General features: G+C 71.8%; 12 protein-coding genes and 1 pseudogene. 4 read left to right on the top strand and 9 right to left on the bottom strand.

Annotated features, from left to right (window positions below):
* Positions 1–8: 8 nt before the first annotated feature.
* The 6 genes from ABZS42_RS20560 to ABZS42_RS20535 all read right to left on the bottom strand — a co-directional run bounded on the left by ABZS42_RS20560 (position 9) and on the right by ABZS42_RS20535 (position 5,058).
* The gene (locus ABZS42_RS20560; RefSeq protein WP_355147541.1) at positions 9–308 is read right to left on the bottom strand and encodes a hypothetical protein; all 300 of its coding nucleotides are present in this window, start codon (positions 306–308) and stop codon (positions 9–11) included.
* A 136-nt stretch (positions 309–444) separates the two neighbouring features.
* Positions 445–1,311 (bottom strand): trypsin-like peptidase domain-containing protein, encoded by an 867-nt coding sequence (locus ABZS42_RS20555; protein WP_355147539.1) that lies wholly within the window; start codon positions 1,309–1,311, stop codon positions 445–447.
* Positions 1,312–1,356: 45 nt separating this feature from the next.
* A complete protein-coding gene (locus ABZS42_RS20550; RefSeq protein ID WP_355147538.1) occupies positions 1,357–2,316 on the bottom strand; it encodes a VWA domain-containing protein in 960 nt (319 codons plus the stop codon).
* Positions 2,313–3,323, bottom strand: coding sequence for a DUF58 domain-containing protein (locus ABZS42_RS20545; protein ID WP_355147536.1), 1,011 nt, complete (start codon positions 3,321–3,323; stop codon positions 2,313–2,315). The genes ABZS42_RS20550 and ABZS42_RS20545 overlap by 4 nt, the downstream gene beginning before the upstream one ends.
* Positions 3,320–4,366 (bottom strand): MoxR family ATPase, encoded by a 1,047-nt coding sequence (locus ABZS42_RS20540; RefSeq protein WP_355147534.1) that lies wholly within the window; start codon positions 4,364–4,366, stop codon positions 3,320–3,322. The genes ABZS42_RS20545 and ABZS42_RS20540 overlap by 4 nt, the downstream gene beginning before the upstream one ends.
* 194 nt (positions 4,367–4,560) lie before the next feature.
* Complete coding sequence (locus ABZS42_RS20535; RefSeq protein WP_355147532.1) at positions 4,561–5,058, bottom strand: hypothetical protein; 498 nt, start codon at positions 5,056–5,058, stop codon at positions 4,561–4,563.
* A gap of 366 nt (positions 5,059–5,424) precedes the next feature.
* Between ABZS42_RS20535 and ABZS42_RS20530 the strand changes: the two are divergent.
* A pseudogene (locus tag ABZS42_RS20530) lies at positions 5,425–6,393 on the top strand (endonuclease/exonuclease/phosphatase family protein); the annotation flags it as partial.
* A gap of 71 nt (positions 6,394–6,464) precedes the next feature.
* Here the strand turns inward: ABZS42_RS20530 and cimA are convergent.
* On the bottom strand, positions 6,465–8,048 hold the full coding sequence (cimA, locus tag ABZS42_RS20525) for a citramalate synthase (protein ID WP_355147530.1): 1,584 nt from the start codon (positions 8,046–8,048) through the stop codon (positions 6,465–6,467).
* A gap of 493 nt (positions 8,049–8,541) precedes the next feature.
* Here cimA and ABZS42_RS20520 point away from each other — a divergent pair, with 493 nt between their 5' ends.
* The 3 genes from ABZS42_RS20520 (at position 8,542) to ABZS42_RS20510 (ending at position 10,456) form a co-directional block, all read left to right on the top strand.
* Positions 8,542–9,072, top strand: a complete 531-nt coding sequence (locus tag ABZS42_RS20520) for a carboxymuconolactone decarboxylase family protein (protein WP_355147528.1) — start codon at positions 8,542–8,544, stop codon at positions 9,070–9,072.
* Between the two features lie 123 nt (positions 9,073–9,195).
* Positions 9,196–9,654, top strand: a complete 459-nt coding sequence (locus ABZS42_RS20515) for a PRC-barrel domain containing protein (protein WP_355147526.1) — start codon at positions 9,196–9,198, stop codon at positions 9,652–9,654.
* 61 nt (positions 9,655–9,715) lie between these two features.
* On the top strand, positions 9,716–10,456 hold the full coding sequence (locus tag ABZS42_RS20510; protein ID WP_355147524.1) for a tyrosine-protein phosphatase: 741 nt from the start codon (positions 9,716–9,718) through the stop codon (positions 10,454–10,456).
* 75 nt (positions 10,457–10,531) lie between these two features.
* Here the strand turns inward: ABZS42_RS20510 and ABZS42_RS20505 are convergent, their stop codons facing one another.
* Together ABZS42_RS20505 and ABZS42_RS20500 are read right to left on the bottom strand one after the other, a co-directional pair.
* On the bottom strand, positions 10,532–11,629 hold the full coding sequence (locus tag ABZS42_RS20505) for a branched-chain amino acid aminotransferase (protein WP_355147522.1): 1,098 nt from the start codon (positions 11,627–11,629) through the stop codon (positions 10,532–10,534).
* 276 nt (positions 11,630–11,905) lie between these two features.
* On the bottom strand, positions 11,906–12,937 hold the full coding sequence (locus ABZS42_RS20500; RefSeq protein ID WP_355147520.1) for a 3-isopropylmalate dehydrogenase: 1,032 nt from the start codon (positions 12,935–12,937) through the stop codon (positions 11,906–11,908).
* Positions 12,938–13,239: the final 302 nt, after the last annotated feature.

Here is a 13,239-nt window from a genome sequence, read left to right as displayed (position 1 = left end):
CCCTGAGGCTAACGTCCCGGCCGCCCGCTCGAGGTCGCGGACGGACCGGGCGTCGGCCCGGCCGCCTCATCGTCGTCGGGGGCGACCGCGGCGTACGCGACGGCGCCGATCAACAGCAGGGCGACCACACCGACCTTCGTGGTGACGCCCCGAATCAGCAGCCAGGCCGTCTTACGCGCGGTAGGCACAGTTTTCTTGACCGTCTGGTAGTCGGCCCAGCCACGCCGCGCGCGGGTGTACGCCGACCCCACACCACTTCCGATGAGCAGGCCCACCAGCAGGAGGACCGCGATGAGAGGACCTTCCACCCACGTTAGTATCCATACCCCGCGTAATATTTCCATCGGCCGATGCTCCCGCGCCGGATATCCGACAGTGGACGCCTTCCCACCAGCGGCAACGCGCAGAGTCCGCCGGCAACCGCCCGACGAGTCGGCCGGCGGATCAGCCGCCCTTGCCGATGATGGTGTCGGCGGTCTGCTGCACCTGCTCGATCGGAATGGCGAAACCGATGCCGATCGAGCCGTTGCCGTCGATGGTGGCGATCGCGGTGTTCACCCCGACCACCTCGCCTCGCGCATTGACGAGCGGCCCACCGGAGTTGCCCGGATTGATCGACGCGTCGGTCTGCACCGCCGTGTGCCGGTTCGTACCCAGCCGTACCTGCCGGTCGACGGCGCTCACGATGCCGGCCGTGACGGTACCGGCCAGACCGAGCGGAGAACCGACCGCGAGCACCGGTTCACCGACGCGCGTGGTGCCCGGCTTCGCCAACGGCAGCGGCGCCAGCCCCGCGGACGGCGGCACCCGCAGCACCGCCAGGTCGCTGCTCGGCTCCCGGCCCACCACCTCTGCGGTGTAGCGGCGGCCGTCCGGCAACTCGACGGTCACCGGACCACCGCCCCCCTTGGCCAGGATGTGGTCGTTGGTGATGATGTGCTGCTGGTCGTCGATGGCGAAGCCGGAGCCACTGGCCCCGCCGCCGCTCCCCGCCCCACCGGCCAGCACGGAGACCACGCCCGGCACCGTCCGCTCGGCGGCGGTGACCAGTTCCGCCGGCACCGGGGCGGCGGACGCCGCCGTCTCCCCCGGGGCACCGCCGCGGCCGGCCACCCAGCCACCTGCCGCGGCACCGGAGACGGTGGAGAGGGCGATCACCGCGAGCGCGGCCAGCACCCGGCCACGCCAGTGCCGGCCGCCACGGTCGCGTCCCGATCCGTCCCCGTCCCGCCGGGACCGCCCGTCCGGGTCCAGCTCCGGCGATACGAACCACGGGCCACGAGGCTCACCGAGTCCGGTCTGTACTGCCATGCGTACTCCTCACGTGATGTCCTGCGAGGTGGGGCCGGCGCCCCGTCAGGGCAGGCGGGAGAACCAGCGAATCGAACCGGCCGCCGCGCCCATCGCCAGTACCAGCCCGAGACCGATGAAGCGGGCCGAGACGTCCTGCCTTTCGGTGCGGTAGCCGACCGAGGTACCGATGTCGTCGTAGACCGCACGCAGTTCGTCGCTGGTGCCGGCCTCGTGGAACATCCCGCCGGTCTCCTGCGCCACCGCCTCGAGGGTCTGCCCGTCCACCGGCACCTGTATCGGGCGGCCGCCCTGGTCGACGAAGCCGCCCGGAGTGCCGAAGGAGATGGTGTGCACGGGCACCTTCGCGGCCACCGCCTCGACGGCTGCCTCCATCGGGTCCAGCCCGGAGGTGTTCGCTCCGTCGGACAGGAGCACGATCCGGGCCGGTGGCGGGTCCTTCGCCGCCTGGCTGTCCAGACCCTTCACCGCGCCGAGCGAGGTGTTGATCGCCTCGCCGATCGCGGTGCCCTGCACGCCGGTGATCCCCTCGGCGAGCCGGCCGATCCCGTCGTGCAGCGCCTCGCGGTCGGTGCCCGGCGGCACGACGACCGCCGCGCTGCCGGCGAACGCGACCAGGCCCACGTTGAACTCGTCGGGCAGCCCGTCCACGAAGCGCTTCGCCGCGTCCTTGGCCGCGGCGAGTCGGTCCGGGTCCACGTCGGTGGCGAGCATCGAGGTGGAGACGTCCACCGCCACCATGACGGTCGCCCGTTCCCGGGGCACCCGCACCTCGGCGGTGGGCCGGGCGAAGCCGACCACCAGCAGCGCCAGCATGACCAGGAAGAGACCGGCGGGCACATGCCGGCGCCACGCGGGACGCTCCGGCGCGATCCGGTCGAGCAGCCGCAGGTTGGTGAAGCGGACGGCGTACCGGCTGCGCCGCCGCTGCATGAGCAGGTAACCCACCGCGAGGGCGAGCACACCGAGCAGCAGCCAGAGCCGGGCGGGCGACAGCCAGATCACCTCGCGCCTCCCCGTGCCGCTGCGGCCGGCACCGCCGCCAGCCGGCGCTGCGACTGCACGTGCCGCGCGATGTCGGCGCACCAGTCCCGATCGGTACGCAGCGACAGGTGGGTGGCCCCGCTGCGGCGCAGCGCGAGGCGTACCTGTTCCCGCTGGGCGGCCGCGGCGGCCGCGTACCGTTCCCGCAGCCGGCGGTCGGAGGTGCAGACCTCGCGGCGGCGGCCGGTCTCCGGATCGACCAGCGTGATCATTCCTACGTCGGGCAGCTCGAGCTCACGCGGGTCGGTCACCTCCACGGCAAGCACCTGATGCCGCGCGGTCAGCCGGCGCAGACTCCGCTCCCATGGTGGCGGCCGGTCGGGGTCGTCGGACAGGCCGTCGAGGAAGTCGGAGACCACCACCACGAGCCCGCGCCGGGTGGCGACCCGTTGCACCGAGGCCAGCGCGTCGGCGAGTTCCGGGGGTTCGAGTGGTGCGCCCCGGTCGCCGGTTCGTGGGGCGGCCAGCAGGGCCCGGAGCAGGCCGAGCAGATGGGTACGCCCGCTGTGCGCCGGGAACCGGCGCAACCCCGTCGACGCGACCAGCAGGGCGCCCAGCCGGTTGCCGACTCCTGCGGTGAGGAACCCGACCGCGGCCACCGCCGCCACGGAGAGTTCCCGTTTGTCCAGCTCCGCGGTGCCGAACTCCATGCTGGCGCTGGCGTCGACCAGCAGCCACGTGGTCAGTTCCCGGTCGGCGTCGACCTCGCGGACGTGCGGCACCGTGGTCCGGGCGGTGACCGCCCAGTCCATCCGGCGTACCTCGTCCTCGCCGGGCCGGTACTCGCGGCTGCCGGCCGGCTCACTGCCGGGGCCGGGCAGCAGGCCGCGGTACTGCCCGTGCAGCAGCCCGTCCAACCGCCGGATGACGGTCAGCTCCAGCCGGCGCAGTCGTTGATCGGGGGCGAGGTCGGCCAGGCGCGGACCGGCGGACACGGCGGCAGCAGGCTCCCGGCCCGTGCGCCTCATGCCGCCGCCAGGTCCGACGCCTGCTCCGGCTGGGGCGCGAGGCGTGGCGGAGGCACCACCTCGACCAGCCGGCGTACCACCGACTCGGCGGTGACGCCGTCGGCGATCGCGTCGAAGCTGAGCACCAGCCGGTGGGCCAGCACGTCACCGGCGAGTTCGCGGACGTCGTCGGGGAGCACGTATTCGCGGCCGCGCAGCAGCGCTTGCGCCCGGGCGGCGGCCACCAGGCCGAGAGTGGCCCGGGGGCTCGCCCCGTACGCCAGCATCGGTTCGATCTCGGCCAGCCCGAACCGTCCCGGGTCACGGGTGGCCAGGATGAGCCGGACCACGTACTCGGCGACGGCGTGGTGGACGAAGACCCGTTCGGCGTGACGCTGCATGCGTCGCAACCGTTCGGGGTCGAGCACCCGCCGAGGTTTGGGACGGTCGGTGCTCATCCGGTAGAGAATCGCCAGCTCGTCCGCGTCGCTCGGGTAGTCGACCAGGATCTTGAGCAGGAAGCGGTCCCGCTGCGCCTCCGGCAGCTGGTAGACCCCCTCCGACTCGATCGGGTTCTGGGTGGCCAGCACCAGGAACGGCGACGGCACGGGATGGCTGCGCCCGCCGATGGATACCTGGCGCTCGGCCATCGCCTCCAGCAGCGCCGACTGCACCTTCGCGGGGGCGCGGTTGATCTCGTCGGCGAGCACCAGGTTGGCCATCACCGGGCCCAACTCGATGTCGAAGGTCTCCCGCGACGCCCGGTAGATCCGGGTGCCGACGATGTCCGACGGTACGAGGTCGGGGGTGAACTGGATCCGGGAGAAGGCGCCGCCGACCACGGTTGCGAGGGTCTGCGCGGCCAGCGTCTTCGCCACGCCGGGCACCCCCTCGAGAAGGCAGTGCCCGTCGGCGAGGAGGGCGACGAGCAGACGCTCGACGAGCCGGTCCTGCCCGACGATCACTCGCTTGACCTCGGCGAGGGTCTGTTCCAGCTCGGCGGCTGTCGGTTCGTCTTCGACCGGGGTGGCCACGCTGGCCAGGGTGTCCGAGATGTCCGTCACGGTGCTTGCTTCCCGGGCGGTCGCGCGACAAACGTCGGATTGTGGGCCCCTGGCCGGGCCTTTGGTGACCGAACGGAATGATCCGCCCGAACGGTGGACGGACGGCCGGAGCGGTACGGGCTGTTACAGACCGGACAGAGCAGGCACGAACCGGCCCCCGCGCACGTCTGCGCGGGGGCCGGCGTCGGATGCCGTCAGTAGGTGTGAACGACCAGGTGGAACGGCAGGTCGACCGGGGTACCGGCGGAGTTGCGAGTCTGGATGAAGACCGCGTTCGGTGTACTGAGCCGCGGGGCCACCACGATCTCCCCGCCTGGCGGGATGCAGCAGGCGTCCGGGCGGCCGATGGTGGCCTGGTAGACCCCGGAGCTGACGACGTAGCCGTACTGGACCTCGTACTGGCCGACGCCGTACTTGATCACAACGCCGGTGCCGCGCGCCTTGGTGCCGTTGGCGTTGACGACGGTGCCGACGTTGCTGGCCGCGAGTGTGCCCACGCTGGCCTTGAGCGTGGCCCGCGCCGAGCGGGCCGACTCCGCCGTCACCGCCGGCTGGGTGCTGCTCGCGCGGGGCGCCGGCTGGCCGGGCGCGTGCGCGGAGGGCTGAGCGATGGCGATGCCGCCCCCGGCGAGGGTGAGCCCGAGGACTGCGAACGCGACCGCGATCGCCTTACGTCGGAATGGTTTGGTCATGACAGGTCCCCCTTGTGTGACCGTACAAATTCGGCCGACCCGCAGGGCGGGACGGTCAGTGCCCTGTTACCGTCGGGCACCCCCGAGACAAATCACCGGGAAATAAGATCCAGCGCACCTTCAATATCCGTTTCCCGATGATCGACATCCACCCTGAGCTGGTGTTACTACTCACCGTGGCGATGCTCCGACCAGGTGGAAACGTAGCATCGTAAAAAGCGGTGGGTCAATAGCTGAACCACCCCGCAAAATTGTCCGACAGCCGTCACGAGAATTGTGAAAGACGAACTTAAGAGCATTCACGAAAATGCACTCCGGGACCGTACGATCCCCACCCGGGCGACCACGGTGGGATAGGTTGCCCCCATGATCGTCGATTTGCGGGAGCGACAGACCGTCAGCCGCCGGCGGCGGCTGACGGTTGGCGCGCTGTGCTGGCTCGCCGTGGTGCCCGGTGCCGCCTGGGCCGCCCTCCGGCTCGTCGGGCTGGACCGGGGGCCACTCGTGCAGGCGCTGGCCTTCACTCCGTACGTCGCGGCCTGGAGCCCGCTACCCCTGGTGCTGGCGCTCGTCCTGAGGCGCCGCCGGCCCGCGCTGGTCGCGGCCGTGGCCACGGTCGCGCTCCTGGCGGTGGTGGCGCCCCGGGCACTGCCCTCGGCGCAGCCCACGGCCACCGGCCCGACCGTACGACTGCTCACCGCCAACCTGCTCGCCGGAGCCGCGGATCCGCACACCCTGGTCGAACTGGTCCGCACCCACCAGGTCGACGTGCTGGCCGTGCAGGAGTTCACCCCCGCGGCCCGGGCCGACCTGGACCGGCTCGGGCTCGATCGGCTGCTGCCACACCGGCAGCTCAACGCCCTTGACGGCACGCCCGGGTCCGGTCTCTACTCGCGCTTCCCGATCGGCAACGCGGGGGTACGCCACAACCGCGGCGCCTGGGGCTTCACCCAGGCATTCGGCACGATCGCCGTTCCGGGTGCGCCGCCGGTGCGGGTGGAGTCCGCGCATCCCGCCGCACCGTACGCCGTCGACCAGGTGGGCTTCTGGCGCACCGACCTGGTGGCGCAGCCACCGGCCACCCCCGACGGGATGCTGCGGATCCTCGCCGGGGACTTCAACGCGACGCTCGACCACGGTCCGCTTCGTGCCCTGCTGCGCACCGGCTACGTGGACGCGGCCGACGCCACCGGCCGGGGGCTGACCGGCACGTGGGGCCCGTACGACGGCGACCTGACCCCTGCCGTGACCATCGACCACGTCCTGGCCGACCGCCGGATCGCCGCCCGGTCGGTCGACGTGTTCCGCCTGCCCGGCAGCGACCACCGCGCGGTCCTGGCCACCCTGACCCTCCCGGCCCGGGCGGGGACGAGCGCCCCGACCGGGACGGCCCGCGCAACGACAGGTCAGACCCGGGCGCGCGCCAGGCCGTAGGTCATCGCGTCGACGAGGGCGTGCCAGCTCGCCTCGACCACGTTCGGGTGCACGCCGACCGTGGTCCAGTCCCGGCCCGCGCCGTCGGCCGTCTCCAGCAGCACACGGGTCACCGCGTCCGTGCCGCTGCTGCCATCCAGGATGCGCACCTTGTAATCGGCCAGCTCGAACTCGCGCAGCTCCGGGTAGTGCCGCACCAGACCGACCCGCAGCGCCTCGTCCAGGGCGTTGACCGGGCCGTTCCCCTCGGCGGTGGCGATCACCCGCTCACCGCGTACGCGGATCTTGACGGTGGCCTCGGACATCACCGAGCCGTCCTCCCGATGCTCGACGAGGACACGGTACGACTCGAGGGCGAACGGCCGGGCCGGGGCGCCCTCCGGCAGCTCGGAGCGGACCAGCAACTCGAACGAGGCGTCCGCCGCCTCGAACGACCAGCCGCCCGCCTCCAACTCCTTGACCCGTCTGGTCACCCGGGACAGGGTCTCCGGATGACCGGCCAGGTCCAGCCCGAGCTCGCGGCTCTTGAGCTCGACGCTGGCCCGGCCGGCCATCTCGGTTACCAGGATCCGCATGTCGTTGCCCACTACGGACGGGTCCACGTGGTTGTAGAGCAACGGGTCGACCTTGATCGCGCTCGCGTGCAGCCCGGCCTTGTGGGCGAAGGCGGCGGCCCCGACGTACGCCTGATGGGTGTCGGGAGCGATGTTGGCGATCTCAGCGATGGCGTGCGAGACCCGCACCATCTGTTCCAGGCAGCCCGCTGGTAGGACGGGCAGCCCGAGCTTGAGTTGGAGGTTGGCGACCACCGCGAAGATGTCGGCGTTGCCCGGCCGTTCGCCGTAGCCGTTCGCGGTGCCCTGGAAGTGCCGGATCCCGGCCTCGACGGCGGCGACGGTGTTCGCCACCGCGCACGCGGTGTCGTTCTGGCAGTGGATGCCGAGCCGCTCGGGGCCGACGCCGAGCCGGGCGGTCAGGTCGGTGATCGCGGCCGTGACCTGGGACGGGAGCATCCCGCCGTTGGTGTCGCAGAGCACCATCGCCTCGGCGCCGGCGGCCAGCGCGGTCTCCACCACCGCGGCGGCGTACCCGGGATCCTGCCGGTAGCCGTCGAAGAAGTGCTCGCCGTCGACGAAGACCCGGCGACCCTCGGCGACCAGGTGAGCGACCGTGTCCTGGATCATCGCGAGGTTCTCGGCCCCGGTGGTGCGCAGCGCCCGTTCGACGTGCCGCAGGTCGGCCTTGGCGACCAGCGTCACCGCCGGCGTCTCCGCGTCGAGCAGGGCGCGTACCTGCGGGTCCTCGGTGACCGCGACACCGGCCCGGCGGGTCGCGCCGAACGCGACGAGCACCGCGTGCCGCAGGTCGAGTTCGGTACGCGCGCGCCGGAAGAACTCGGTGTCCTTCGGCACCGCACCGGGCCAGCCGCCCTCGATGAACCCGACGCCGAACTCGTCGAGCAGCCGGGCCACGGCCAGCTTGTCGACCACCGAGTAGCTCAGCCCCTCGCGCTGCGCGCCATCACGCAACGTCGTGTCGTAGACCTGGAACGTCATGGCGTGCCTTTCTGGGTACGGGGAACGAGCGAGCGGGGGCACGGCAGGCCTGGGCCGCGAGAGCAACAAAAAGACCCCCCGCCGATGCGGGAGGTCTGCGCGCTCGGCGGGCGGGCCGGCGCGCTAGTTGCTAAGAATCAGGGCGTTGCTGGTCACGTTGAGTACTCTTGCACCCGGTCGTTGATTTTGGGAAGCGCAACCCACATGTCGGGACGGAGCGAGGCGGCCACGGCGTCGCTCCGACCGGCCTTCACGAGGTCGAGGCCCATCTCGTGACCTGCTTCACACGCCTTCACCGGGCGCTCGGGGGGAGGATCGGTCTGGCCGGCTCGACGGCTGCTCGACGCCTACCCGGGAGGACCCTTGCTCACTGTCGGTGATCGCATCCACGACCTCACCGCGCGCGTCGTGTCCACGGGCCACCGGACCGAGCAGTCCCGCTCGATCGGCGGGGACGACACCACCGCGCGGTATGCATCGACCGGGGCCTGACGTGGGAGTCGACGGGATCAGGGCAGGGCTGCCCGGGTACGCCAGGGACATCGCGCTCAACCTCGGCTCGACCGTCGAGAACTCCCTGCTCACCCCGGCGCAGTCGTGGGGCGCGGCGTTGGCGTGCGCGGTGGCGGCCCGGAACCCGGTGGTGCTGAGGCAGATCGCCGCCGAGGCGGCCGGACACCTCACACCGGAGGCGGTCGACGCGGCCAAGGGCGCGGCCACCATCATGGCGATGACCAACGTCTACTACCGGTCCAAGCACATGCTCGGCGACGAGGCGTACCTGACGATCCCCGCCCGGCTCCGGATGCAGATCGTCGCCCGACCGGGTGTGGCGAAGGTGGACTTCGAGCTCTGGTGCCTCGCCGTCTCGGCGGTCAACGGCTGCGAGGTCTGCCTTCAGTCGCACGAGAGGAAGCTGCGCGCCGCCGGCGTCGGAGCCGACCAGGTGAACGAAGCGCTCCGGATCGCCTCCGTGGTGTACGCCACCGCTGTCGCGTACGACGCGGAGTCCGCGCTGGCCTGAGCACCGCCGGCGCTCCTCGAGAGGTTTGCGTGCCACCTCCGGTGTAGCGATCTCGACAGCGGGTAGGACATGGGACTGACAGGGCACCACCCCCCGATCAGTCGAGTAGAGGAGTGAAACGCCATGGAGCGGCTCGACCCTCGAACGACCCATGGGACGCCGGACCCGCTCGTACCCGGTGGCGGCGGCGCCGTCCCGGGTGGCACACCCGGTGGCACCTTCGACCCCTGGCGGTACCGGGACGATGCCAGGGTGACCGGCGTCGACCTGGTGGACTACAAGGTGGAGGCGCAGGACGGCGGCATCGGCAAGGTGGACCGATCCAGCCACGAGGTGAGTTCCAGCTACCTCGTGGTCGACACCGGTCCGTGGATCTTCGGCAAGAAGGTCATGATCCCTGCCGGGACCGTCAACCACGTCGACCACGACGAGCGGAAGGTCTACGTCGACCGGAGCAAGGACCAGATCAAGGCCGCGCCCGAGTTCGACGAGACCGCCGACACCGACCCGGCCTACCGGGACAAGCTCGGTGGGTACTACAACGACACGTACTCGGCGATTCCGCCGGGTACCGCTCGCTGACGGTTGTTCCTGTTCTACCGGCCGGTGGGGTTGCACCCCGCCGGCCGGTACCGTGTCAGGCGTGGACGCCACCGAGGTCGATCGACACATACCCTTCGGCACGATCTTCAACTTCCGCGATGTCGGCGGCTACGCCGGCCACGACGGACGCACCGTACGCCGGCGGCGGCTCTACCGCTCGGACTCCCTGCACCGGCTCGACGAGAACGACCAGGACGCCTTCACCGCCCTCGGCATCCGGACGGTGATCGACCTGCGCCGTCCGTACGAGGTGGAGCGTGACGGCCGGGTGCCGGACTGGCCGGGCCTCGCCTACCAGCACATCCACCCGGAGCACGCAGAGTGGGGGAACGTGCCGCAGGAGCCGGGCACGAGCCTGGCGCGCTACCTGGCCGACCGTTATGCCGACCTGGCCCAGACCGGCACGACCGGGCTGGCCGAGGCGCTCGGGCTGATCGCCGACGCCACCAACGCGCCCGCCGTGGTCCATTGCGTGGCCGGCAAGGACCGTACCGGCGTCGTCTGCGGGCTGACCCTGGCCGTGCTCGGCGTCGCCGACGACGAGATCGCCGCGGACTACGCCCTGAGCAGCGCGGCGTCGGAACGGTTCAGCGCCTGGGTGGCCGCCACGACGCCGGACGCCGAGGAGCTGCCCGCGCCGTTCCTGGCCTCGCCGTCGGACGCGATGCTGCTCTTCCTCGCCGAGCTGCGGGAAGGGTACGGCTCGATCGAGGGCTACCTGCGGCACGCCGGGGTGACCGACGCCCAGCTCGCCGCGCTCCGCGGACACCTGCTGGAGTGACGTGCCGGTCCACGTGCCGAGGCCGACGTCGAAGAGGCCCCTTCCGCGCCGAAGGCGTCGAGAAGGGGCCTCTTCTCAGAACAGACGGGTGACCCAGCCGTGCGGGTCGGGGGCGTCGCCACGCTGGATGTCGACCAGCTGTTGACGCAGCGCCATGGTGACCTGGCCCGGCCCACCGCCGCCGATCAGGAACTCCCCGGCCGGCGACTTCACCTGCCCGATCGGGGTGACGACCGCGGCCGTGCCGCAGGCGAAGACCTCCCGCAACCGGCCGCTCTCCGCGTCCGCCTGCCAGTCCTCGAAGCTGACCGGACGCTCCTCCACCCGGTGTCCCGCCTCGGCGGCGAGCGTGAGCACCGACTCCCGGATGATGCCGGGCAGGATCGTGCCGGTCAGCGGCGGTGTCACCACGCTGCCGTCGTCGTAGACGAAGAAGACGTTCATGCCGCCCAGCTCGTCGACGTAGCGGCGCTCCACCGCGTCGAGGAAGACCACCTGGTCACAGCCGTGCTCGATCGCCTCCGCCTGGGCGACCAGCGAGGCGGCGTAGTTGCCGCCGCACTTCGCCGCGCCGGTGCCGCCCGGGGCGGCGCGGGTGTACTCCGGGGTGGCCCAGACCGAGACAGGCTTCACCCCGCCGCTGAAGTACGCCCCGACGGGGGAGGCGATCGCCACGTAGAGGTACTCGGTGGCCGGGCGGACGCCGAGGAAGACCTCGCTCGCGAACATGAACGGCCGCAGGTAGAGGCTGCCGTCCGGGTCGGTCGGGATCCAGTCCCGGTCGATCTCGACGAGCCGGCGCAGCGAGTCGACGAACGTCTCCGGCGGCAGCACAGGCATCGCCATCCGCTGCGCGGAGACTCCGAAGCGGGCCGCGTTCGCCTCCGGACGGAACAGGGTCACCCCACCGTCGGCGGTGCGGTACGCCTTCATCCCCTCGAAGATCTCCTGCGCGTAGTGCAGCACCGCGGCGGCCGGGTCCATCGGGATCGGCGCGCGCGCCTCGACCCGGGCGTCGTACCAGCCCTTGCCGTCGGCGTACCGGATGGTCACCATGTGGTCGGTGAAGATCCGACCGAAGCCCGGATTGACCAGCAGGGCGGCCCGATCCGCGGCGGATACCGGTGCGGGATTCGGACGGATCTCGAAGTCGAGCTTGTCACCACCGCTCATCGCGCTGACCTCCCTACCGGACAACGACATACGCGATCGCATGCCGACGAACTGGTGTCCAGAAACTTACCCCGAACGTTCGTTCAGGGGGAAGCGCCGCCCGGCTCGCCTGGCAGCGCCGAAAGAACGGTACCGGGGACCGGCGGAGACGTTGCACGCGCGCTCCACATCGGGGCCCGGTGCCGCCATGGCCGGGATCGCCGTACTCGCGCGCGGCACACGGTCGGTCACCGTCGGCTGATCCCGCAGTCGACCGACGGTCCCGCCGCCGCGGGGTCAGCCCGCGGCGAGGCTCGCGAGCCGGTCACCCACCTCCGCCGTGCCCACCGGTACGCCCGGTGCACGGCTGGCCAGCTCGGTGGCGACGGCGGCGGTGACCCGGCTCGCGGCGTCGGTGTGGCCGAGCTGGTCGAGCAGGAGGGCCGCGGAGAGAACGGCGGCGACCGGGTCGGCCACCCCCTGGCCCGCGATGTCCGGCGCGGAACCGTGCACCGGTTCGAACATCGACGGGTACCGCCCCTCCGGGTTGATGCATCCGCTGGCGGCCAACCCGATGCCGCCGGTGACGGCGGCCGCGATGTCGGTGAGGATGTCGCCGAAGAGGTTGTCGGTGACGACCACGTCGTAGCGTTGCGGCTGGGTGACCAGGAACATCGCCGCGGCGTCGACGTGCTGGTATTCGGTGGCGACGTCGGGGTGCTCGGCGGCGACCGCCGCGAAGGTGCGCGACCAGAGCGAGCCGGCATGGGTGAGCACGTTGGTCTTGTGCACGAGGGTGACCTTGCGCCGCTCGCGGCGGCCGGCCCGGGCGAACGCGTCGCGGATCACCCGCTCCACGCCGTGCCGGGTGTTCAGGCTCTCCTCGGTGGCGACCTCGGCGGGGGTGTCGCGGTGCAGCGTCCCGCCGGCCCCGGCGTACAGCCCCTCGGTGCCCTCACGCACCACGACGAGGTCGACCTCGCCGGGTTTCACGCCGGCCAGCGGGCCGGGCACGCCCGGCCAGAGCCGGGACGGGCGAAGGTTCACGTACTGGTCGAAGGCGAACCGGAGCTTGAGCAGCAGGCCACGCTCCAGCACACCGGGGGGCACGGTCGGGTCGCCGACCGCGCCGAGCAGAATCGCGTCGTGCTGCGCCAGCTCGGCCAGGACCGAGTCCGGCAGCACCTCGCCGGTGCGGTGCCAGCGGGCGGCGCCGAGGTCGTACTCGGTGGCCTGCACACCGGGGAGCACCGCGTCGAGGACCTTGCGGGCCTGTGCGACCACCTCGGGACCGATTCCGTCCCCGGCCACCACCGCGATCCGTGCCACGCCTGCGCTCCTCTGCTCGCTGTTCTGCTCGCTGTTTGCGGCAACGGTACGCGGCCGTCCCGCCACCCGGTACAGAGTGTCCACTTTCTGGGACGACACCGACCCACAGGACCCTCCCAGCTGAGTTTCATGAAGCGGTCATCTTGGCTGCCTAGCCTGTCTCTGAGTGGGTCAAGGGGGGCCCGCGCCGGGGGGGGGGGGGGGGGGCCCCCCCCCCCCCCGGGGGGGGCCGCCCCGGCGCCGCCCCCGGGGAGGTGGAGCAGTCCGGGGAAGACACGGCACCAGCGTAACAGAAGGGGGAT

This window comes from Micromonospora sp. NPDC005367, from assembly GCF_040606825.1.
Classification (GTDB): domain Bacteria; phylum Actinomycetota; class Actinomycetes; order Mycobacteriales; family Micromonosporaceae; genus Micromonospora.
Note: the sequence above shows the minus strand (reverse complement) of the source record. Positions and strands in the feature narration are given on the sequence as shown.

Coding starts and splice junctions, on each gene's coding strand:
- ABZS42_RS20555 (WP_355147539.1), bottom strand. CDS start 1,311: ATGGCAGTACAGACCGGACTCGGTGAGCCTCGTGGCCCGTGGTTCGTA.
- ABZS42_RS20545 (WP_355147536.1), bottom strand. CDS start 3,323: ATGAGGCGCACGGGCCGGGAGCCTGCTGCCGCCGTGTCCGCCGGTCCG.
- ABZS42_RS20535 (WP_355147532.1), bottom strand. CDS start 5,058: ATGACCAAACCATTCCGACGTAAGGCGATCGCGGTCGCGTTCGCAGTC.
- cimA (WP_355147530.1), bottom strand. CDS start 8,048: ATGACGTTCCAGGTCTACGACACGACGTTGCGTGATGGCGCGCAGCGC.
- ABZS42_RS20515 (WP_355147526.1), top strand. CDS start 9,196: ATGGAGCGGCTCGACCCTCGAACGACCCATGGGACGCCGGACCCGCTC.
- ABZS42_RS20505 (WP_355147522.1), bottom strand. CDS start 11,629: ATGAGCGGTGGTGACAAGCTCGACTTCGAGATCCGTCCGAATCCCGCA.